Source organism: Bacillus seohaeanensis, from assembly GCF_042684945.1.
GTDB lineage: Bacteria > Bacillota > Bacilli > Bacillales > Bacillaceae_B > Rossellomorea > Rossellomorea seohaeanensis.
The window spans coordinates 215,991-236,745 of the sequence record NZ_JBHUMF010000002.1 but is presented as its reverse complement, the minus strand read 5'-3'; the positions used below and the strand labels follow the sequence as shown (position 1 = coordinate 236,745).

Below are 20,755 nucleotides of genomic sequence, written 5' to 3'. Positions count from 1 at the left end.
AAATATTCCTTTCTAATTCAGAGAGGAAAAAATATTTATTTTGGAGCATGATCATGATTATTGGACTGTTGGTTATTTTCATTCTTGTCTTGTTTTTACCTTTTACAGTAAGTGTTGTAGAGAAAAACTTAGAAATATTCCTGTTTATTATGGGATTAGTTGCAGCGCTGTTAAGCGGAGTTTTCAACGGTGCACTTTTTGTAAAAGCAGCATCAGACCCAATTAATATTTCAATTGCGGTATTAATAGCTGGATTATTGTTTAAGTGGCTGCAAACTCCTTTAGAAAAAATGATAACGGGGATGAGCAGAATCATCCCTTTTCGCTTGTTTGCGTGTCTTGTTGTCATTTTATTAGGGTTAGTTTCTAGTGTAATTACTGCTATTATCGCTGCCCTTGTACTGGTATTGGTCGTCGGATCACTGCAGCTTGATCGTAAATCCGAAGTTCGCTTTGTTGTACTAGCTTGCTTTTCCATAGGTTTAGGAGCAGCCTTGACTCCCATTGGGGAACCTCTATCAACAATCGCAATTAGTAAACTAAATGAGGAATTTTTCTTTTTGCTGGAGTTAATCGGGCCAAAAATCCTGCCAGCACTCGCTGTATTCGGACTTTTATCGGCACTGTTCGTACAACCTCCTAAATTGGACAAAAAAGTAAATGATAAAAAATCGAACAGTGAGCGGTACGAAGAAATCTTCATTCGTGCATTAAAAATTTTCTTTTTCGTAATGGGGCTAACGTTACTAGGAGCAGGCTTTGAACCACTAATTAACCGCTACTTACTTGGGCTAGATCCATTACTTCTCTATTGGATTAATATGATTTCAAGCGTATTAGACAATGCAACCCTTGCTGCAGCAGAAATTAGCCCTTCCATGGATCACTTTACAATCCAATCGATATTACTCGGACTTCTAATTAGTGGAGGTATGCTAATTCCAGGTAACATACCAAATATCATCGCAGCAGGAAAACTAAAAATCACAAGTAAGGAATGGGCTAAATTTGGTGCCCCCATTGGTTTCCTTACAATGCTTGTTTATTTTATTATTATTTTACTTTCCTAAAGGCATAGAAAAAGGACTAATCCAGTTGGCTTTGGAGTAGTCCTTCCTCTTTTAAAAAGGCGCTTTTTGCCTTTAGGGGATTTCACCCTTTTTACAGCGAGCTAGCCGCTGGAGCTAGAAATACACTTCGCCTGCAGGGTCTCCCCCTTCCCTCTCTTCCCTCAGGAGTCAAGTGCCCGCAGCGAGAATCAACTGAATAGGTTAAACTTAGTTTTTTATTCAAAAGCAACAAACTTTACGAAAAAAGCCTTTAAAAATAAACAATATAGATAACAACTACTAATACAATTCGATAAATGGCAAACGGAACTAGTTTGATTTTGTTTATCAGTTTCAAAAAGAATTTAATTGATATTAATGCAAAGAAGAATGCGCTAATAAACCCAGCAATGAAAAACGGCATCGCATCTAAGCTAAAGTATTCCCAGTTTTTTAATAATGACAAAGCACTCGCTCCAAACATGATTGGAACAGCCATGATAAAAGTAAAATCTGCTGCCACCCGGTGACTCATTCCTAGTAAAACGCCGCCAGATATCGTTGACCCTGACCTAGAAAAACCAGGCCAGAGAGAAAAACATTGAATTAATCCAACAGAAAATGCTTGTTTATAAGTGATTTGATCTACTGACTGAACCTTAGGATCCTTAGGACCGAAAATGTCTGCAATGATCATTAATATAGCCCCTACTACCAAGCCAATTAACACTGTCTCAATCGAGAATAAATGTTCATCAATATAATCCTCAAACAAAACTCCTAAAACACCTGCAGGAATCAATCCCACAATTACTTGCGATAATTTTAGTCTTTCTTGTGTTGTCGCTGCATTTTTGTTTAATCGTCTTAAACCTAGTAAATCCATAAAACGCCCCCAAAAAACAACCACAACAGCTAATATAGAACCAAGCTGAATAACAATTTTAAACGTATTAGCAGTATATTTACCCAAAAACTCTTTCGATTGGAGCCACATATCATCAACGATAATCATATGCCCAGTAGAGGAAACAGGTGCAAACTCTGTTAATCCTTCTACCAATCCAAGTATAATGGCCTTTAATAACTCAAAAAAATTCATCATGCAGACTCCTTCTGACATAGTTCTCTATTATTTTATTGGTAAATGTCTAAATCAAGACTTTCCTCAAATTTCTCAAATATTGAGAACGGATGAAAAAGAAATAAATAACCTGAGCAATGAAAAATCCAGCAAGAACCATTACCATTTCATTCGCAATCGATAAAGTGAAGTAACTTTGTAAAGCCATAAAGGCAAAAATGCTATGGATTATTGCAACAATGATTGGTACAAAAAATAATAAAAGCAATTGACGTGTAACAATTCTTTTTAACTCTTTCTCTGTCAAACCGACTTTCATAATCGTTAAATATTGTCGTCTGTCATACTCCAAGTCAGCATATAGACGGAAATATAGGAAACTTCCTGCTGCTATGAAAAATACTGCTCCTACCAATAATGCGACAAATAGCATCATGGTAAACAAACTCATCTGGTTCTCGAGTAATGTTCCGCTAACTGTCATGGCATAAGGCTTATCTTCGTAGTGCCACATAGTTCCTTCCGTTACGAGGTTTTCAAACAATTTATTTGTTTCCTTCATCTCTTTAATGAAAAAGCCAGTAAATATTTCTTTATTACCTTCTAGTTCGTTAAACAGTTTATCACTTACAACGAGACCTTCATTTTCAAGCAGTTCCTTCGGAAAGACAACATGCTCTGTATAGTTATTTCTTTGTACTTTTACGCTTCCTTGTGTCAATGTATAGGTTGCGTTTTCATCCCCTACCTCTAATTGATGCGTCTTCATCCCAAATACTTGTTTTTCTTTAAGTTGCTTCTCCATAAAATCAAAATTCGCCATCTCTGCTATCTTTTTATAGTCTGTAAAAGAAACAACAGGGAGTATTTCAGGAGCATATTTATCTGTTGACGAAGCCACCTCTACATACTTAATTGGCATTTGATAGGTCTTATAGCTAACTTGTTTATTCGTTAACTCCGTTTCTATTTGCTGTAAATTTTGTTCATGAATTGGTTTGTCATTCTCTGCTATATAACCTATCTCCGCAGGATAGTCAGCTTCAAATTGTTTATTGATCACATTCATCGATGCAAGTGTACCAACCGCACAAAAAGCAACAGTAGAAACAATCGTCACCATGAAAAACATGCGAGCATTATCCTTCAAACGATAAGCGAGGTTGGAAATCGTAATCAAATTTGTTTTTCTCCAAAATAAAAGTCGATTTTTTTGCAATAATTTAATGATGAAAACAGATAATTGTGTATAGAAAAAATACGTTCCAATAATCGTCATGCCTATTACAGGCAGTATACGATAAATTAATGTCATTATCGTCGTTGTCGCCGCTAAATAGTAACTTGCAATTAACAGAATGGCAGAAATGATTGATAAGAAAATCGATACTTTCGGTTCTTTTTTTGGCTTTTGTCCAGATTGAAATAAGTCTATTAACTTATTCGTACGTACCATAAAGGTGGTGAATAGCGAGATAAAGAGAAATAATAGTAAAAATGCTACTGTCGTTAAACCTAAGGCTTTCCAAGATAGATGGAATGATAATGTTTCTATATCAAGCATCACGGAACCAATCATAAAAAATAATTTTCCCGTGATTAATCCTAAGCCAATCCCTACAATGATAGCTCCTATGCCGATCATCATATTTTCTAGAAATACTAACCAATTTAGTTGCCTTTTGGTCATTCCATGCATCATCAAAATTCCAAACTCACGCTTTCTCGTTTTTAGAAACGTACTGACGGAATATATGACAAAGAAAAAAGAGAAAAAATACATAATAAACTCAGCTGCAATCATTAACTGAACAGCAGCTAGATTAGTAACACCATTTTTTATATCCGGGTGAAAAATGAAAAGTGCATAGACGAAAAAAATCATCACAGAGAAAGCGCTACTTAAAAAATAAGCAGCATATGTGCGTTTGTTCCGAACAACATTTCTATAAGCGAATTGTGGAAAGGTCATGACTGTTTCCTCCTAGCATCGAGAGCATATCAATAATCTTTTGGAAAAAGGCTTGTCGGTTGTCACCACAATAAACTTCGTTATAAAGTTGTCCATCTTTAATAAAAATAACGCGATTACAGTAACTTGCCGCAACAGGATCATGCGTGACCATTAAAGTGGTCGCCGCTTCTTCCTTGTTAATTGTTGAAATTGTGTCTAGTACATCTTTTGATGATTTGGAATCCAAGTTCCCCGTCGGTTCATCTGCTAAAATAAGCGACGGATCGTGTATAATAGCACGGGCGATTGCCGTCCGTTGCATCTGTCCTCCGGAAATTTCATACGTACGCTTCTCCAAGATTTTTTCAATACCCAATCTTTTTGCAACTTGGTTAAGCTTATTGTCCATTTCACTAACCTTTGTCCCATCTAATGTGAGGGGTAAGACAATATTTTCCGCCACTGTTAACGTATCAAGTAAATTAAAATGCTGAAAAACAAATCCAAGCTCATGACGCCTAAATAACGCCGTTTCCTTACGATTTAATTTATGTGGATTCTTTTTGTTAATAAAAATCTCACCAGATGTAGGTTGATCGATTGTAGAAATTAAATTTAAAAGGGTTGTTTTTCCACTCCCGGATGGCCCCATAATACCGACAAATTCCCCCTTCTCAATGGAAAAATTAATATTATCTAATGCCTTATGAGCCATCTTTCCCTCATATATCTTAGTTAAATGCTCCACTTTTAAAATAGACATACTTTCACTCCTTGTTCGTTCTGTACCCTTATCTTACCTAGAACAGAAGAACACTACCATTTCATAAAATTACAGTTACCTTACAACATTGTAAGGTAACTGCATACTAAAATATTATTCGAACCGTCGTCCCAATAGCTACTTCTGATTCGATCTCCACTTCATGCCCTAATTTATCACAGATTTCTTTCACGAGATAAAGCCCCATACCTGTAGACTCTTGAAATTCCCGACCATTTTCGCCTGTAAAGTAAGGGTCGAATACACGAGGTACATCACTCTTTGGAATACCTACCCCTTCGTCTATCACCTCCAGAATAGTTCGATTACCCATCTGCATGCCCTGGAAAATAACCTTTTTCCCTTTTTCAGTTGTATACTTCACCGCATTTGTCACTAGTTGGGAAAGAACAAAAGAAAGCCATTTCTCATCAGAAGTAACTTTTATGGAAGGATCAATCACAAGTTCGGGGTATACTCTGTTACGAATAAAAAGCCGCTTCTGCGCGGAAGTGACGGTTCGAATAATAGTTTCTAGCGAAAGGCTTTCGACATGAAAGTCTCTTTCAAATGTTTCAAGTCTTGAACTATATAAAATCATCTCAAGACCTTTTTTTAGTCGATCAAGCTCCTCATCAATGGAATCTGAATGTGAATCACCTAATTCTTTAATAATTAAATGGATAACAGATAGCGGCGTTTTCATTTGATGCACCCATTGGTTAATAAACTGAATATGGTGATCAAGTTTGTGTTTATAGTTATATATTTCTTGTTGATAGAATTGAAATTGTTGCTTTTGTAATCTGTCTAGACTTTCAGGTAATGGTGCGGATTGATGTTCTATTTCTAAGTCATCAAGTGATAAAAGTGGTTTAGCTAACCTCCTGTAAAACGATCTGTTCGTAACGTATCGATAACAAAGATAACCTATGTAAAAACATGTACTTAAGAAACAAGCATATAGCATCACAGTCAGATTTTCGTATCCATCAAGCCAAAAAAGAAGAGCAACAACAAGTAATTGAATAAAATATACGAAGGTTAACGAAAGGTGATCCCGAACAAATAATTTCAATGCTCTCCACTCCAGTTTGCTTTCATTTGATAGCCTTTTCCCCTCACTGTTTGAATCGCACCATGAATATCGAGTGTAGCTAACTTCTTACGTACTCTTGTTATATAAACATTTAACGTATTATCATCAACGAACACTTGGTCGTCCCAAATTTTCTCTAGCAGTCGCTCACGACTAACAACACGATCCGCCTTATTCATCAACTCCTCTACTATTCTTGCTTCGGTATGGCTCAATTCTATTTTATTCGCAGCAAGCTTTAATTCTAGTCTTTCCACATCTAGTACTAAACCATTTACCTTTATAGCCCTTCCATCTTGGTTCGCTGCATAAGCTCCATACGCTCTTCTTAATTGACTTTTTATTTTCGCAAGTACAATTTCATAATCGAATGGTTTAGTAATATAATCATCTGCTCCATTTTCAAGTGCCATTACTTGATCCATTTTTGCATCTCGAGCAGAAACAAAAAGAATCGGGCATGTTGAACTATTTCTAATCTGCCTACACCAGTAGTAACCGTCATATTTAGGCAAGTTAACATCAAGTAAGACAATATGTGGTTCAAACTGTTCAAATTGGTCTAATACCGTATCAAAATTCTTTACTGCATATGGTTCATATTCATATTTTTTAAGGAAGTCGTTTAATAGAGAAACAAGCTTTACATCGTCTTCTACAATAAAAATCTTGAACATAACTGATAAATCTCCTCTTTATCTAATTTGGCTGTTTTCGTAAACTTTTTTGTTTGTGGTTGTTAAAAGCAACAATTTTTTAGAAAACAACCTTTAATTTTTACATCCTTTAACTGATAATATATCAAATTAATGATACTTAAGCTGTTACGGATTTAAGGGAAGGGGATTAGCAAGTAGGGGGAGTTTAGAGAAGAATATTTTACAAAACAAGACCCCATTGAAGCAAAATCAATGGGGGTGCACTACTACTTTTTTCTTTTTTAACAGTTCCTCAAACTCTTTCGCCGGTAATGGTTTATTAAAAAGATAGCCTTGTGCTTGATTACACTTTTGTTCTTTTAAGAAACCAAATTGTTGTTCGTCCTCTACTCCTTCTGCAACAATATTCAGGTTCATGTGCTTTGCCAAAGAAATGATGGCAGAGACAATTGCAGGGTTATGGGAATCCGTTGTAAGTCCACGAATAAAAGATTGATCAATTTTCAACGTATGAATTGGGTACTTTTTAAGATAGTTTAGCGAACTGTATTCAATTCCAAAGTCGTCAATGGCAATACTAACTCCTAGGTCGACTAATTGGTTTAATATATATTCCGCACGATTCACGTTATTCATAGTCGTACTTTCAGTAACTTCCAACTCAAGGTAACTTGGATTAAGTTTTGTTTCTTCTAGAATCGTAGCGACAGACTCTACAAAATTCTCATTATGAAATTGTCTTGTAGACACATTCACTGCTACTTTATAAAGTTGAAGTCCGCTCGCTTCCCACGTTTTTAATTGCTGGCATACCATTCTCAAAATTTTTTCTCCTAAAGGAATGATTAATCCAGTCTCTTCTGTTAGAGGTATAAAACAGCCAGGTGAGATCAAACCTTTTGTTGGATGGATCCAACGAACTAACGCTTCCATTCCAATTATTTCCCTTGTTTCAATATCAATCTTTGGCTGATAATAAATTGCAAATTGATCTTCCTCAATCGCATTTCGTAAGTCTTTCTCTAATTCTATTTTATCTGTTTCTTGAGCATCTACAGAAGAATGATAAAATTTATAAGTTGATTTCCCTTTCTCTTTTGCTCGGTACATCGCGATATCTGCCTTTTTCATTAACGTTTCCACTTCTTGTCCGTCAGTTGGGTATTGAACAATTCCGATACTAGTAGAAACAAATATTTCATGTTTGTCTATGATTACCGGTTCCTCTAAAACCTTCATAATTTTTTCTGCCATCGTAGAAGCTTCGTGAATATGCCTTACTCTAGGCATTAACAATGTAAATTCATCTCCACCCATGCGAGCAACTAAATCCTTTTTTTCGATGCAATTATGTAAACGCTCAGCAATTTTCTTCAACAAAAGATCTCCAATTGAATGTCCTAGTGTATCGTTAATTGTTTTAAAACGATCTAAATCTAGCAACATTACAACAAGTTTTTCCCCGTTTGTTTTTGCTTGTGTTACTTCTTTTTCCATTATTTGATTAAACCGTCTTCGATTAGGTAAATTCGTTAATTCATCATGATAGGCTTGGTGGTTAATTTTCTCTTCCGACTGTTTCCTCTCTGTGATATCGCGGATAATTCCACTAAAAAATATTTCGCCATTGACTGTCCAAGTAGATAGCGAAAGTTCGATTGGTATTTCAGTCCCGTCTTTTTTAAGACCGAGCAATTCCACTGTACTACCGATAACTTTGGAAGTATTCGTTGTCAGAAATCTCTTTATACCTCTATCATGAGCCTCACGGTATTGTTCAGGTATGATAATGTGTAGGTTTTTACCTAAAACCTCTTTCTCATAATGACCAAAGATAGATTTGGCACCATTATTCCAAGATAAGATTTTTGCATTACTATCAGCCAAAATAATTGCGTCATTTGCCGAACCTATAACGGAACGAAATTGTTCTTTAGACTCCCGCAATTCTTCATCCATTCTCTTGTATTTCTGATTAAATTTTAAATAAAAATAGAAGTACACACTAAATAGGATGACAATAAGAAAAATACTAAAAACAATGATAGTTTTCATGTCGACTTGCATTGATTGACCTCACTTTGTCCAAAGGAATTTTGGTTTATAAGCTTGATGACTAGACTTTACCATAGAAATAATTCCCTTTATTTTATCATTATACGGTACGACCACATACCTTTAAAAGAGTATTTTTACTATTCTGTCAGTTTATAAAGTAAAAATCATTAAAGTACAAATGTCTGTAGCTTTAATAGAGTATGGAAAATCTGGATGGCAACTTTTATCTTAGGCTATGTTATTATATATATGGAGGAAAATTTTATTCATAGTTTTATAGAAATCAAGGGAGGAAAACATAAATGGATTTTTTATTTCCACTTGGGCTGGCGATTTCATCTGGTGCAATCATTGCACTTTTAAAAATAATTGCTATTGATATTATTCTCTCTGGAGATAATGCAATCGTCATTGCAATGGCAACAAAGAAATTACCAAAAGAACTTCAGAATAAAGCAATTTTCTGGGGAACTGCAGGGGCTGTCATCTTACGTATATTATTTGCCGCTATCATTGTTTATCTATTAAAAATACCCTATGTACATTTAATTGGTGGTCTATTACTTCTGTGGATTGCTTATCAAGTTCTCGTTGAAGGTGAAGAAGATACAAATATCAAATCACACAGTGGGCTCAAACAGGCCATTACAACAATCATTATCGCAGATGCAGCAATGAGCCTTGATAATGTTGTGGCAGTAGCAGGAGCAGCACATGGTCATATCGGAATGATTGCCCTTGGAGTATTTATTAGTATTCCAATCATGATTTTTGGATCTAAGTTCATCGTAAAAGTCCTAGAAAAATATCGTTGGATTGCCTATGTTGGTTCAGGAATTCTTGCATGGACCGCCGGGGAAATGATTGTCGGTGATGAAAAGGTATTAGAACTGCTTAATATTCATCATGGTCCTATCACTTATATTATTACGGCAGGACTTACAATCGCTGTTTTACTAATTGGTTTTATAATGAACAAGAAGGCTTCCGCTAAAGCTAGTAATGAGAAAGTTCAACACGCTAGCTAATATATAGAAAGAGATGCTTAAATTTATTTTAGGCATCTTTTTTTGATTACCTTACTAGAACAGCATCCTACTAACTTGGAAAAAATGAAAGTAAACTTCTTTAATATATTCTTTTCTTTCAAATAGCTTCTTTTACAGGTTACACATATTGATTTGGAAGTAATATGTGTAACCCTATCAAGCATCTGTCTTTTTCCCTATGTGGTTGTGTCATTCTAGAACACCGTTTTATGTGTTATGCCGCTAACGAAGGAGTAGTAACTTCCTTTTCCTTCGTAACAATAAAGGCAATGAGTGCCGCTAACACTCCTGCCGTTAGTTTCCCTACAATCATCGGCACTATATAGTCTTTATCCACTGCTGCCACAAATCCTAAATGACTTCCCATTACAAATGATCCACTTACCGCAAAAGCTGTGTTTATTACCTTCCCTCTATCATCCATATTACTAATATTTGCAAACATAGGAACATGGTGTGCTAAGGAAGTTAAAAAACCTATCAGTGAATATTCATTGAGATTAATCTTATTACCTAATCTTTCAAAAGGTTTTTTTAATAGTTTTTGTAAAACATAAATTAGCGGAAAAGCCCCCGCCAACACAATCGTAATATTTCCTATTATTTCAAGACTATCAGATAAAGGCAACATACCTTCTAGTACCTTTATTCCAACTAAGGTTTCTAACATAATCAATAGTAATCCTATTACTACTATGATTTCTACTAATTTTGAAAATCCCATAAAAACCTTAATCGTAATTCCTGGAAATTTAGATATAAAAAAGGTTATTAAGATAGCAAGTATTATAGTAGGTAATAGATTAATAATCATCCACTCTACCTCAAACCCCGCGAGAAAACCTCCAGCGATACACCCAAAGGGAATAGTAACTAATCCTATAAGAATCCCTTTTGCGAAATAGGGCTGTTCTTTTTTAGGAATAATATTTAAAGCGACTGGAATGGTAAAAACGAGTGTAGGGCCCATCATTGTACCTAAAAAAACCCATGAAAATGCTGCAGATTCAGGATCCTTTGCCATTTCCATCGATAATTTATGGCCTCCCATATCTAGCGCAAAGACCGTCGAGGCAAACATGGATGGGTCTGCACCTATTTTTGTATAAATTGGAGTAACGATAGGTATTAATAAATTGGCCAATACGGGGGATAGTGATATAACTCCAATCATCGATAGAGCGAGTGCTCCCATACTATGAAACGCACTTGTGAACTTCTCCCCTAGACCAAATTTATTTCCAATTAATTTATCAATCCCTCCCAAAATAATAAATACTGTTATTAAATAAATAATGAAATCGTTCATGTTAATTTCCCACCTTAAAATAGTTAGAACCAGTATTATATCTGGTCCTAACTACTCATGTCACTATAATATAATCAATTCCCTAGATGATTTTGTTAATAATTCATATCCATTATCTGTAACTAGAATATCATCTTCAATTCTACATCCTCCCCAGCCTGGGATATAAATTCCGGGTTCTACCGTAACCACCATTCCCTTTTGCAACACTTCTTCACTCTCACTGGACAGTCGCAATGGTTCGTGAACTTCTAACCCAAGTCCATGGCCTGTTGAATGTCCAAAGTTTTCACCGTAACCATGTTGATCTATATAACATCTTGCCAAGCGATCAATTTCTTTCGTCGGTTTTTGTGAGCAGATTCCTTTTGTCCCTCTTTCTAAGGCCTCTAAAACAATGTTATATATTTCTTGGAATTTCTCTGTTGGTTTTCCTACCGAAACTGTTCGCGTTATATCAGAGCAATACCCTTCATACACCGCCCCAAAATCAAGTGTTATCATGTCCCCATTTTCAATGACCTTATGTGACGCAATTCCATGAGGTAATGCTGCTCTTTCTCCAGAAGCTACAATGATATTAAAAGAAGAGGATGTTGCCCCTAATTTTCTCATATGTAATTCCAGTTCATTCCGAACCTCAATTTCTGTTAATCCGGGTTTGATAAAGTTAATAATATGAGCAAATGTTTCGTCTGCAATTTCTGCAGCTTTATACATTTTTTCCATCTCCGTGCTATCTTTAATTTCCCTAATTTTTTCTATTAAGCTATGCGATGGCAAAAGACTGGCACTAGTGTACTCTTTTAAATCTAAATAACTCTTAAACGTTATACCATTCTCTTCTATTAGAATAGTTTCCAAAGCTAACTTATCCACTAAAAGTCCAATCTCTTTTAAAAGATTCCCTTTGTGAATAATAATATTCGCCTCTTTCACCTCGGCTTTCGCTTGTTCGGCATATCTAAAATCGGTAATAAAGAATGCCTCACTTTTTGTTACTAACACTGCTCCTGCAGTTCCCGTAAAACCTGAAACATATCTTCTATTAACATCTTTTGTAACTAATAAGCCCTCAGCATTTTGTTTTTCTAATTCTCTTTGTACTCTCTCCACTCTACTCAATTATCTCATCCTTTCACTATTTGTAATTCTTTCGAGAATTTAGTCAATATTTCAACGCCATTTTCGGTTATAACAATGTCATCTTCAATACGAACCCCTCCAAGGGTTGATATATAAATTCCTGGTTCTACAGTCAGCACCATTCCTTTTATTAATGTCTCATGATTATTTGCATGGAGCGATGGTTCTTCATGGACATCTATCCCAAGGCCATGACCAATTCTATGAGGAAAATACTTTTGATAGCCTTCCCCACTAATTACTTTTCGTGCTACTTTATCAATTTCCCCAATTTTATTTCCAACTTTACATTTTTCAATTGCAGCTAGATTCGCTTGAAGAACGGTGTTATAGATATTTTCCATTTGCTCATTTGTTTCCTTAAAAAATACTGTTCTAGTAATATCTGAGCTATACCCGTTATATTTAACTCCCAAATCAAAAATAACAGAGTCTCCTTTTTGTAATGTATTTTCCCCAGTAACACCATGAGGATTACTAGCGTTTTCTCCAAACAGTACCATAGCGGAAAATGACATTTCACGAATGCCTTTCTTTTTTAACTGGTATTCAATCTCGCCTAATACTTCAAGTTCTGAAATTCCTTCTTTCAGGGCATTAATGCCAACCCCTATAGCAAAATCAGCGAATTCAGCCGCCACTCGTAAATTTTCTATTTCCTTCTCACTCTTTACCATTCTCATTTTCGAAAGTTTTTCATCTATATTTTGGAACTCACCATTTGGCAGTAGAGCTTGAAGCTTCTTTATCGTTGAAAATGTAATTTGACTATTTTCAACCGCAAAATTTTCTATCTCACCAAACTCTCCTAGATACCCCTCTAATTTCTCCCAGATATTCTCTGAATCCTCATAACCAAGATAAGGAGCATTCCAATTATTCTCCAGCAGCATACTTACTTCCATATTAGGCAATACAAATAATGGATCTTTTTCAGGAAATATAAATATACCTACAAAACGTTCATGTGGTTCATAATCAAAACCAGATAAATAGAAAATATTATTTCTTGAAGTAATCACCCCTCCTTGCCAGTCGTTCTGTTTTAAATAGGTTTTTAACTCTGAAAGTCTATTTTCCATAAATATTCCTCCTCCTTCTCCCTAAATTAAATGCAAATTTCATGCCAAAAAGATATGCACTATTTACCGCAATTTAAAATAATTTGTGTTTATAAATGTGGACATGTTTTATTTCTTATGTTTAAATTTCTAGACACCTATTGGTTAAGCTATAAAAAAAGAGCGAAGACTTCCTCCGACGAGAAAATCTTCACTCTTTTTACTACTTCCTATTTCGTTTTATCATGGTTTATTTTCATTCTTATTAAGAATATCTAATTTCTTCATTTTGTTATATAGCGTGGCCCTTGAAATACCTAATCTTTTAGCGGCCTCTTTTTTATTCCCTTTCTCTAATTCAAGTACTTCTATTATCTTAAGTCTTTCATATTGATTTAATTCTGATTGTAATGCTTCAGGGGATGATTCCACATAACTCTTATCACTTTCATATATCTTTTTCGGCAAAAGATTAGGTGCGATAGCCCCACCTTCCGAAAGTATTACCGCTCTTTCTATTACGTTTCGTAGCTCTCTAATATTACCGGGCCAATCATAATTTAATAGATATCTTGTAATAGGGGGAGCTATATAGTGTATCTCCTTTTCATATTTTAATGAATACTCATATATAAATAAATGAAGAAGTTCCACTATATCCTGTTTCCGCTCTCTAAGCGGGGGAATAGTTAGAGACATTGTGTTCAATCGATAATATAGGTCTTCTCTAAATAATCCTTTTTCCACCAATTCATCTAAATTCTTATTTGTCGCCGCTATAATTTTGCAATTTACATGACTTAATTTTATACCACCTACAGGATAATATGTCTTATTTTCTAAAACTCGTAATAATTTAACCTGCATATCTAAAGGTAAATCACCAACTTCATCAAGAAATAGCGTACCATCTCCAGCAAGTTCTATTTTGCCTATTTTCCCTTTCGGATCTCCTCCAGAAAATGCCCCTTTAACATATCCAAATAATTCACTTTCAAACAAAGTAGGAGAAAGAGCTCCACAATTAAGTGCAATAAACGGCTTCTCTAGTTTTTCTTGATCATGAATAGCTTTGGCAAACACCTCTTTTCCTACTCCTGTTTCACCAAGTAATAAGATATTCACATTAGTCTTTGCCACTTTTTTTGCTAGAGAAATTGCTTCTTTTATTTGGGGGCTAGAACCTCTAATTTTCTGAAATGAATCTACGGACTCTGTCCATTTAGAAACTTCCTTTTGTAGCTTTTGTATTTGGGAAGATGCTTTTAATAACTCTTGATTCATCATTACTTGACTCGTAATATCCGTTTCTGCCGCGACTGCTCCAATTACTTCACCATTTAATAGCACAGGATTAACATTTATTAATACAAAAAGGTCCTCCCTCGGTTTATGAAGGTGATGCTTAAATGATTTTCCAGTCATCATAGAAACATTATTTAATAACATTTCTTCCGGAAAAAAACCATTCATATCTTTTCCAAGAATATCTTCTTTTTTTATGGAAAAGATACTTTCAGCCCCCTTCGTCCAAACAATAGTCTTCCCTTCTCTATCTACTACAGATACCGAATTTTCCATCGTGTCGATCACCGTTTGGAAGAACGTTTGTGTTCGTTGTAATTCTGACTGTAAAATAGGAAAAATATCCTTTAACAACACATACCCTATTATTTGTTGCTTATCATCCTTTATAACACTAACATCACTTTTCGGTGGTACATTTAATAATTCTTGGGTATTCTTATCATTATATACGGAAGCTTTTTTCCAATATAATTGGTCACTTGTTTCTTTATAGAAAAGATACTCTTCTTTCTTTATATAAAAACATTCATCTTCTTCCAGCTTAAATAGGAAAGAGCTGTTCTTTATACTCGTACTATCTTTTCCTGTAGAGTCTATATAAAAATCAGTGCGAAGTATTTCTTTTATATGAACATAATCCATTATTCCATCACCTCTTCTAAGAAAGAAATTCAACTAAACTATAGAATAACAGAAATGGCTAATGGTAACTATCACAGCATGACTCTAACCTTTGATTGTTAGAATACTACCCGCTTAATATCATCCTTAACTTTTTATTCCTTCCTAGTCCCTATCATAAAAATCGCTAAAAAACTAGATAACCGTACAAACATTGTGGGGAGCAACGAATATACTACTAGTAGTAAGAGTAATAGGAAAGGAGGAATATTATCATGACTAATCATAATATGGAAAATATAGATGAAGGTAATTCTGCGACACCTACAAATAACAACAGAAACAGAGTTGATGATAGAAATAGAATTGACGACAGAAATAGAAACAACAATAATCTTGCAAACCAAGGTGGGAAGGCTGGTGTGACACTATCCGCAACTGGTGGCGGACAAATTAGCGGGAATCGCGGTACAAACGTAAATCAAGGTGGACAGATTGCTAAAAAATACGGACAAAACGCAAATCAAATGGGACAAATCGCCAAAAAACATGGTGAAAATGACATCGAAGAAGGTATTATTAATGCGGGTGCTGGTCCTGACCCGGGGCCTGGTGAAGGCGGCGACCGAAACGAAGACGCACTATAAGCTAACTATACCGTGAAATTGGACGACCTCAACTATTAAATAATTCAGTGGAGGACGTCCTTACTTTTTGCACATTATTTTATCTGAAAATTAATAATACTGACAGAGGATTGGAGAGAAAATTCTTATGCCGAAACATAATAAACGTAGTAAACATAATGATGATAAGGAAAAAAACTCAAAGAATTCATCCTCCTTTAAATATGAGAAGGATGGTCTTTCTATTGAACTCAATATTTACATTAACATTTATAACGACAATGACAACAAAAATAATCTTGCAAATCAAGGCGGGAAGGCTGGTGTGGCACTAACTGCAACTGACAGCGGGCAGATTAGTGGAGATTATGGAACGAACGTAAGTAAAGATGGACAGATTGCTAAAGAGCTTGGGCAGAATGCAAATCAAACGGGACAAATCGCTAAAGAAGAGGGAGAAGATAATACCGAAGAGGGAATTGTCGTGGCAGATTCTAGTTCTAATAAAAGCGGACAGAACACTAATTAAGAGAACCAAACACCTATTGAAGACAAACCTTAGGATAGGTATTGGAAAAGATATCGGAGCGAACCTTGTGACTTTACTTAGGCACTATACGGTAAAAATTTCTCCTTTACTCCCACCATTTCTTCTGTTTTATACATTTTAATCCTACGCCTAGTTTAAAAAGACCCTATTATTTATGAAAAAACAGCCGCATTATTTAAATCAATAGCTAAAAATTTTGCATTCCACAACGCAAACAAACGAACAGCACTTGCCTCTCACATCGGTTTTTGAAAATAAACTATTATAAATGGATATTAAGAATAGAGGAAGAACAAGGTTTTACAATAAATGCCGTAAATTATAGGTTCTACCCCAACATTTGACGTAGAACCTCTTTTTCCCTATTAGGTTGTATCATTCTAGAACACCGTTTTATGTGTTAGTTCATTAATGAAAGGTTAGTACCTTTCTTTTCCTTGAAATTAGCACCACCAATAATACTAGCATATCCAAAAACCCCTTGATTCTACAATTACTTAGCATTTATAGCATTCCCCCCTATTAAACTTTGTTTTATTCTCTTGACTTTGTATTTAATACGGCATCAATTTCATGATTTTCCCTTCTTTACTTATAAAGAAGTAAATTTAATGGCATTGACAACCAAAAGGGGCTGGGATAAATGTGTTCTAGGTGAATAAAAAACCGAATTAATTCTTTCATTTGAAGGCGAATTAGTTCGTTTTTTTATGAGTCTTCATAAAAGTTATTCTTCTTTTTAACTTGTTCTAGCTGTTGATTGGAGTGCAAGACGAAGACTCCTGCGGGAAAAGCAGAACAGGTGAGACCCCGCAAGAGCGCAGCGCATATCTAGCTCTAGTGGCTAACTCGCTGTGAAAAAGATAAAATCCGCTTTTCCCGGAGGCTCACCGCCCGCCCGTGGAAAGCGAGGTCTTGACACGGCAATCAACAGCGGTGTTTAAAAGCGACTACGAAACAATTTAACCTGACCTTGTTCGTCTTTAAGGGATAGTATTTTAGTTATGTCCCAGCCTCTTTTGAAATAAGTTTCTTAATACTCTTCTATTTTCCATTCCTTTTTCGATTTTCCTATTAAAAACAAAACTAGCATATCCCCAGTCACGTTAACACCAATTCGTTCCATATCTAAAATGGTATCAATAGTTTCTTCCTAACTAACCCCCTCACTTCTTTGTATATCCTCTTCCTTAAACGTCAAATTAAACGACTCCCGTCCAATCTTCCCTGCACTAGGAAGCTTTCTTAATTGAGGATGTAAAAACCACACAATAGCAATAAAAAGCACACCTGCTCCTGTATAGGTAAATAAGGCTTGACTACTTATTCTCGTAGCAAAATATCCACCTAATAACGATCCTATAGGCATTGCAATAATGCTCATGCTGTACATAACTGAATTCACTCTTCCCAGTATATGATTAGGAATAATTGATTGAGAAATTCCAGAAAATAAAACATTTACCGCCCCAATTGGAATCCAGGCTAAACCAAATAATATAGGTGTTAAAATCGGTGAAGCAACGATAGCGGCTATCATCCAGCATCCCGCACCTAATGTAAAGCAAATAATAGCTAGGAGGCCTACACGGTATTTACCAACAATGGAACCTAGTAAAGCTCCTATTAATGAGCCTGCTGATAGAGCCGTCAGTAAAATTCCATACATTTCTACTCCACCTATCGAGGCCGAGAATGCTGGTAGGATTGCCATTGCAATGCCAATTCCAAAATTTGCGATAAATGAGCCAATTAAAAAGGCCCATAGTAATGATTTAAAGACAATGGAAAACCCTTCTGATAGATTACCAAAATAATCCCCTACAGCCCTTTTTAAAGAGACTTTCTCTTTAGTTTTATTAATCTGTTCCCCAGAAATCTTTAATAACCCAAAAAATAGGGCTGCAATCGCAAAGGTAACAGAATCTACTAAATACAGAGTAGTTGCCCCCACTACTGCTACAAGGATGCCTGCAGATGCATTAAAAATAATATCTACTCCTTGATATGCAAAGGCAAAGAGAGAATTCCCTTTTATTAATTCCTCTTTCTTAAGGATAAGTGGTAGTGCCTTAGTTTGCGTAGGATAAGCAAATTCTTCTATAAACGCAATAATAGGCATGACAATTAATATAGTCTGAACAGTAAGAACGTCATAAAGATAAGCTATGGGAATAATTAGTATGAGGATGCACTGTAATAATTGAGTGATTACAAGTGTCCTCTTGATTCTCCATTTATCTATAAAAGGTCCTGTTAAAAACTGCAATGCTTTAGGCAAGAGAACCAAAAAACCTGCAAGTCCTGTATAGAAAGCACTTTTGCCGAGATCATAGACAAGCCACATTGTCGCTACATAATAAATGCTATCCCCAATGTTCGTAACGAGCCTGCCAAGGAATAACATTAAAAAATTCCTATTTTGTTTAAGTAAATTCATTATTTTCATCTCCCTTTTTGATTAGTTGTAACTAAGGTGAAGGGGATGACCCAATTACAATTTACCTTCTAAAAGATTGATATTTTTCAAGAATTTCTCTCAAACTTGAATTATAAGGTAAATAGAAAATTAGTTTGGTCAACCCCTTTAGGATTCATTCGCCTTTACAAAAAACGTGGCGATTATAATAAAGGACAGACGAAATATACACCTTTTTCACGCATTTAAAGTTATGAAAATCCAATCTTTTAGATAGCCTCAATGGATTCACTACACAAAAGGGAATGATCATAATTTGATCCGCTTAATACAATACCGATATTATTAATACTCTTTGGAAGCTTTTTGTAAAGCAAAACTGCTATAACAACTGCTGATGAAGCTTCTATCTTCAATCCTAGCTTTGTATGAGAGAAATTCATCGCAGATAGGATTTCCTCTTCTGTGACGGTAATCACATCATCTAAATACTTCTTCATAATCGCGAAAGTAAGCTTTCCAGGTTGACTATGCCTTAATCCATCCGCAATTGTATCCGGTGTAGGAATGCTTGTTATTCTATTTGCTCTCAATGATTTTTTCGTATCACAACCTACTTCAGGTTCCACTCCTATTACCTGCACTCGTGGATTGATATGGTGAGTAGCTAATGCAATACCGGAGGCAAGACCTCCACCCCCTACTGGTATAAGAATAGCGTCTAACCCATCGTATTCTTCTAGCATTTCAATACCGATTGTCCCCGTTCCCGCAATGATTCTCTCATGATCAGAGGAAGGGATAATATGTAGGCCATCACTTGTCGCAATTTCGTCCGTCAACATTGTTCGATCTTGCTTTTGTCGATTAAATAAAATAACCCTCGGATTAAACTTATTTATCTTCATTAACTTTTCTCGCGGGGCATCTTCTGGAATACATAGAGTGGCATTTATCCCAAATTCTCTCGCAATCCGTGAAACGGCAATTCCATGATTTCCAGATGATCCAGCAATTACTCCATTCCCACTCTTTCTATCTAATTGGGAAATAAAATTATATGCTCCTCTATATTTAAAAGAGCCTGTCCACTGCTTAAACTCTGGTTTAATAAAAACCTTCTTACCCGTAATAGAGTTTAAAAAATGGTTTTCCAGTAACGGTGTTGGTTTAATACTATTCTTTAAATTCTCTCTTGCTAATTGAATATCATTAAATTGAACACACAGGTGAATGACCCCCTTTTGAATTAATAGTAGGCATTAACATCATTTCAATATCCTCTATGACACGACTTTGGTTATGTTTAATATACATATGGCCGCCATCATAAAGAATAATGTTACGTTTGAAATTCACTCTTGTTCCCCAGCTTTCTAAAGATTGATAAGGCAATAGCTTATCAGACTTTCCGCCCATTACCGTAAAAGGCACAGAATCCACAATACTCGGCAGCTTAACGTCTGATATGGACATTAGTAGAGCAAGGTCAGCTTTTAAAATAGGTAAGTAAATTTCAAGCAGTTCACTATTCTCCATAATTTCTTGATCCGTATCGTTAGCAATCAGCAAATCTTCTAAGGACTCCTCCCGATCAATCGATGATTGGGAGGGAGGAGCGCTAGCTGAAATAAACACATGTTCAGGTGTATGAAGCCCGTTTTTCTTCAAATGTTGTACGAGCTTATATGAAATGACTCCACCCATGCTATGACCAAAAAAGGCAAACTGTTTTTCAAACATAAATTCCTGTAGGTCATATAACAAGTCTTGGCAAAGTGTATCGATGTCTTTATAAAACGGAAGGTGGTACAAATTTTCTCTTCCTGGCAATTGGATAGGGCACACCTCTATATTAGGGTTTATTAATTTAAAATAGGTAAGATAAAAATTTGCTCCCCCCCCTGCCCAAGGAAAACAAAATAGTCTTATTTTCCCTTCCTCACTGTTAAGTCTATTGGGAATCCACTTTCTTAAACTTTTCATAGAATCGTCTCCTT

18 protein-coding genes are annotated in these 20,755 nt (G+C 35.5%); 5 read left to right on the top strand and 13 right to left on the bottom strand.

The annotated features are described in order from the left end of the window. Positions 1-53: 53 nt before the first annotated feature. Entirely contained in the window at positions 54-1,070 is a 1,017-nt protein-coding gene (locus tag ACFSUL_RS01650) for a DUF1646 family protein (protein ID WP_377932088.1), read from the top strand. Between the two features lie 250 nt (positions 1,071-1,320). Here ACFSUL_RS01650 and ACFSUL_RS01645 read toward each other — a convergent pair whose 3' ends face one another. The 6 genes from ACFSUL_RS01645 to ACFSUL_RS01620 all read right to left on the bottom strand — a co-directional run bounded on the left by ACFSUL_RS01645 (position 1,321) and on the right by ACFSUL_RS01620 (position 8,675). Further along, entirely contained in the window at positions 1,321-2,151 is an 831-nt protein-coding gene (locus tag ACFSUL_RS01645; RefSeq protein ID WP_377932165.1) for an undecaprenyl-diphosphate phosphatase, read from the bottom strand. A gap of 49 nt (positions 2,152-2,200) precedes the next feature. Then, positions 2,201-4,105: an FtsX-like permease family protein gene (locus ACFSUL_RS01640; RefSeq protein ID WP_377932086.1), complete on the bottom strand. Its 1,905-nt coding sequence runs from the start codon at positions 4,103-4,105 to the stop codon at positions 2,201-2,203. Next, positions 4,080-4,850: an ABC transporter ATP-binding protein gene (locus ACFSUL_RS01635; RefSeq protein WP_377932084.1), complete on the bottom strand. Its 771-nt coding sequence runs from the start codon at positions 4,848-4,850 to the stop codon at positions 4,080-4,082. Before ACFSUL_RS01635 ends, ACFSUL_RS01640 begins: the two co-directional genes overlap by 26 nt. A gap of 106 nt (positions 4,851-4,956) precedes the next feature. After that, positions 4,957-5,928 carry an ATP-binding protein gene (locus tag ACFSUL_RS01630; RefSeq protein WP_377932082.1) on the bottom strand — a complete coding sequence of 324 codons (972 nt, stop codon included), beginning with the start codon at positions 5,926-5,928 and terminating at the stop codon, positions 4,957-4,959. Next, a complete protein-coding gene (locus ACFSUL_RS01625; RefSeq protein WP_377932080.1) occupies positions 5,925-6,626 on the bottom strand; it encodes a response regulator transcription factor in 702 nt (233 codons plus the stop codon). The genes ACFSUL_RS01630 and ACFSUL_RS01625 overlap by 4 nt, the downstream gene beginning before the upstream one ends. Before the next feature lie 231 nt (positions 6,627-6,857). Further along, positions 6,858-8,675, bottom strand: coding sequence for a putative bifunctional diguanylate cyclase/phosphodiesterase (locus ACFSUL_RS01620; RefSeq protein ID WP_377932078.1), 1,818 nt, complete (start codon positions 8,673-8,675; stop codon positions 6,858-6,860). Between the two features lie 293 nt (positions 8,676-8,968). Here ACFSUL_RS01620 and ACFSUL_RS01615 point away from each other — a divergent pair, with 293 nt between their 5' ends. Further along, positions 8,969-9,694 carry a TerC family protein gene (locus tag ACFSUL_RS01615; RefSeq protein ID WP_377932076.1) on the top strand — a complete coding sequence of 242 codons (726 nt, stop codon included), beginning with the start codon at positions 8,969-8,971 and terminating at the stop codon, positions 9,692-9,694. Between the two features lie 235 nt (positions 9,695-9,929). Here ACFSUL_RS01615 and eutH read toward each other — a convergent pair whose 3' ends face one another. The 4 genes from eutH to ACFSUL_RS01595 all read right to left on the bottom strand — a co-directional run bounded on the left by eutH (position 9,930) and on the right by ACFSUL_RS01595 (position 15,181). Continuing rightward, entirely contained in the window at positions 9,930-11,024 is a 1,095-nt protein-coding gene (gene eutH / locus ACFSUL_RS01610; RefSeq protein WP_377932074.1) for an ethanolamine utilization protein EutH, read from the bottom strand. 63 nt (positions 11,025-11,087) lie between these two features. Beyond that, positions 11,088-12,149, bottom strand: a complete 1,062-nt coding sequence (locus tag ACFSUL_RS01605) for a M24 family metallopeptidase (protein ID WP_377932072.1) — start codon at positions 12,147-12,149, stop codon at positions 11,088-11,090. A gap of 5 nt (positions 12,150-12,154) precedes the next feature. Then, positions 12,155-13,252: a M24 family metallopeptidase gene (locus tag ACFSUL_RS01600; protein ID WP_377932070.1), complete on the bottom strand. Its 1,098-nt coding sequence runs from the start codon at positions 13,250-13,252 to the stop codon at positions 12,155-12,157. Between the two features lie 222 nt (positions 13,253-13,474). Continuing rightward, the gene (locus ACFSUL_RS01595; RefSeq protein ID WP_377932068.1) at positions 13,475-15,181 is read right to left on the bottom strand and encodes a sigma-54 interaction domain-containing protein; all 1,707 of its coding nucleotides are present in this window, start codon (positions 15,179-15,181) and stop codon (positions 13,475-13,477) included. Positions 15,182-15,435: 254 nt separating this feature from the next. On the opposite strand from ACFSUL_RS01595, the gene ACFSUL_RS01590 reads away from it, so the two are divergent. The 3 genes from ACFSUL_RS01590 to ACFSUL_RS01580 all read left to right on the top strand — a co-directional run bounded on the left by ACFSUL_RS01590 (position 15,436) and on the right by ACFSUL_RS01580 (position 16,588). Then, positions 15,436-15,807 carry a hypothetical protein gene (locus tag ACFSUL_RS01590; protein ID WP_377932066.1) on the top strand — a complete coding sequence of 124 codons (372 nt, stop codon included), beginning with the start codon at positions 15,436-15,438 and terminating at the stop codon, positions 15,805-15,807. A gap of 127 nt (positions 15,808-15,934) precedes the next feature. Continuing rightward, the gene (locus ACFSUL_RS01585) at positions 15,935-16,315 is read left to right on the top strand and encodes a hypothetical protein (protein ID WP_377932064.1); all 381 of its coding nucleotides are present in this window, start codon (positions 15,935-15,937) and stop codon (positions 16,313-16,315) included. Positions 16,316-16,483: 168 nt separating this feature from the next. Then, positions 16,484-16,588, top strand: a complete 105-nt coding sequence (locus ACFSUL_RS01580; RefSeq protein WP_377932163.1) for a Fic family protein — start codon at positions 16,484-16,486, stop codon at positions 16,586-16,588. A 901-nt stretch (positions 16,589-17,489) separates the two neighbouring features. Here the strand turns inward: ACFSUL_RS01580 and ACFSUL_RS01575 are convergent. The 3 genes from ACFSUL_RS01575 to ACFSUL_RS01565 form a co-directional block, all read right to left on the bottom strand. Further along, on the bottom strand, positions 17,490-18,776 hold the full coding sequence (locus tag ACFSUL_RS01575; protein ID WP_377932062.1) for an MFS transporter: 1,287 nt from the start codon (positions 18,774-18,776) through the stop codon (positions 17,490-17,492). A 248-nt stretch (positions 18,777-19,024) separates the two neighbouring features. Further along, positions 19,025-19,930 (bottom strand): threonine ammonia-lyase, encoded by a 906-nt coding sequence (locus tag ACFSUL_RS01570; protein ID WP_377932161.1) that lies wholly within the window; start codon positions 19,928-19,930, stop codon positions 19,025-19,027. Between the two features lie 37 nt (positions 19,931-19,967). Beyond that, positions 19,968-20,741 carry a thioesterase II family protein gene (locus ACFSUL_RS01565; RefSeq protein WP_377932060.1) on the bottom strand — a complete coding sequence of 258 codons (774 nt, stop codon included), beginning with the start codon at positions 20,739-20,741 and terminating at the stop codon, positions 19,968-19,970. Between the last annotated feature and the right edge of the window lie 14 nt (positions 20,742-20,755).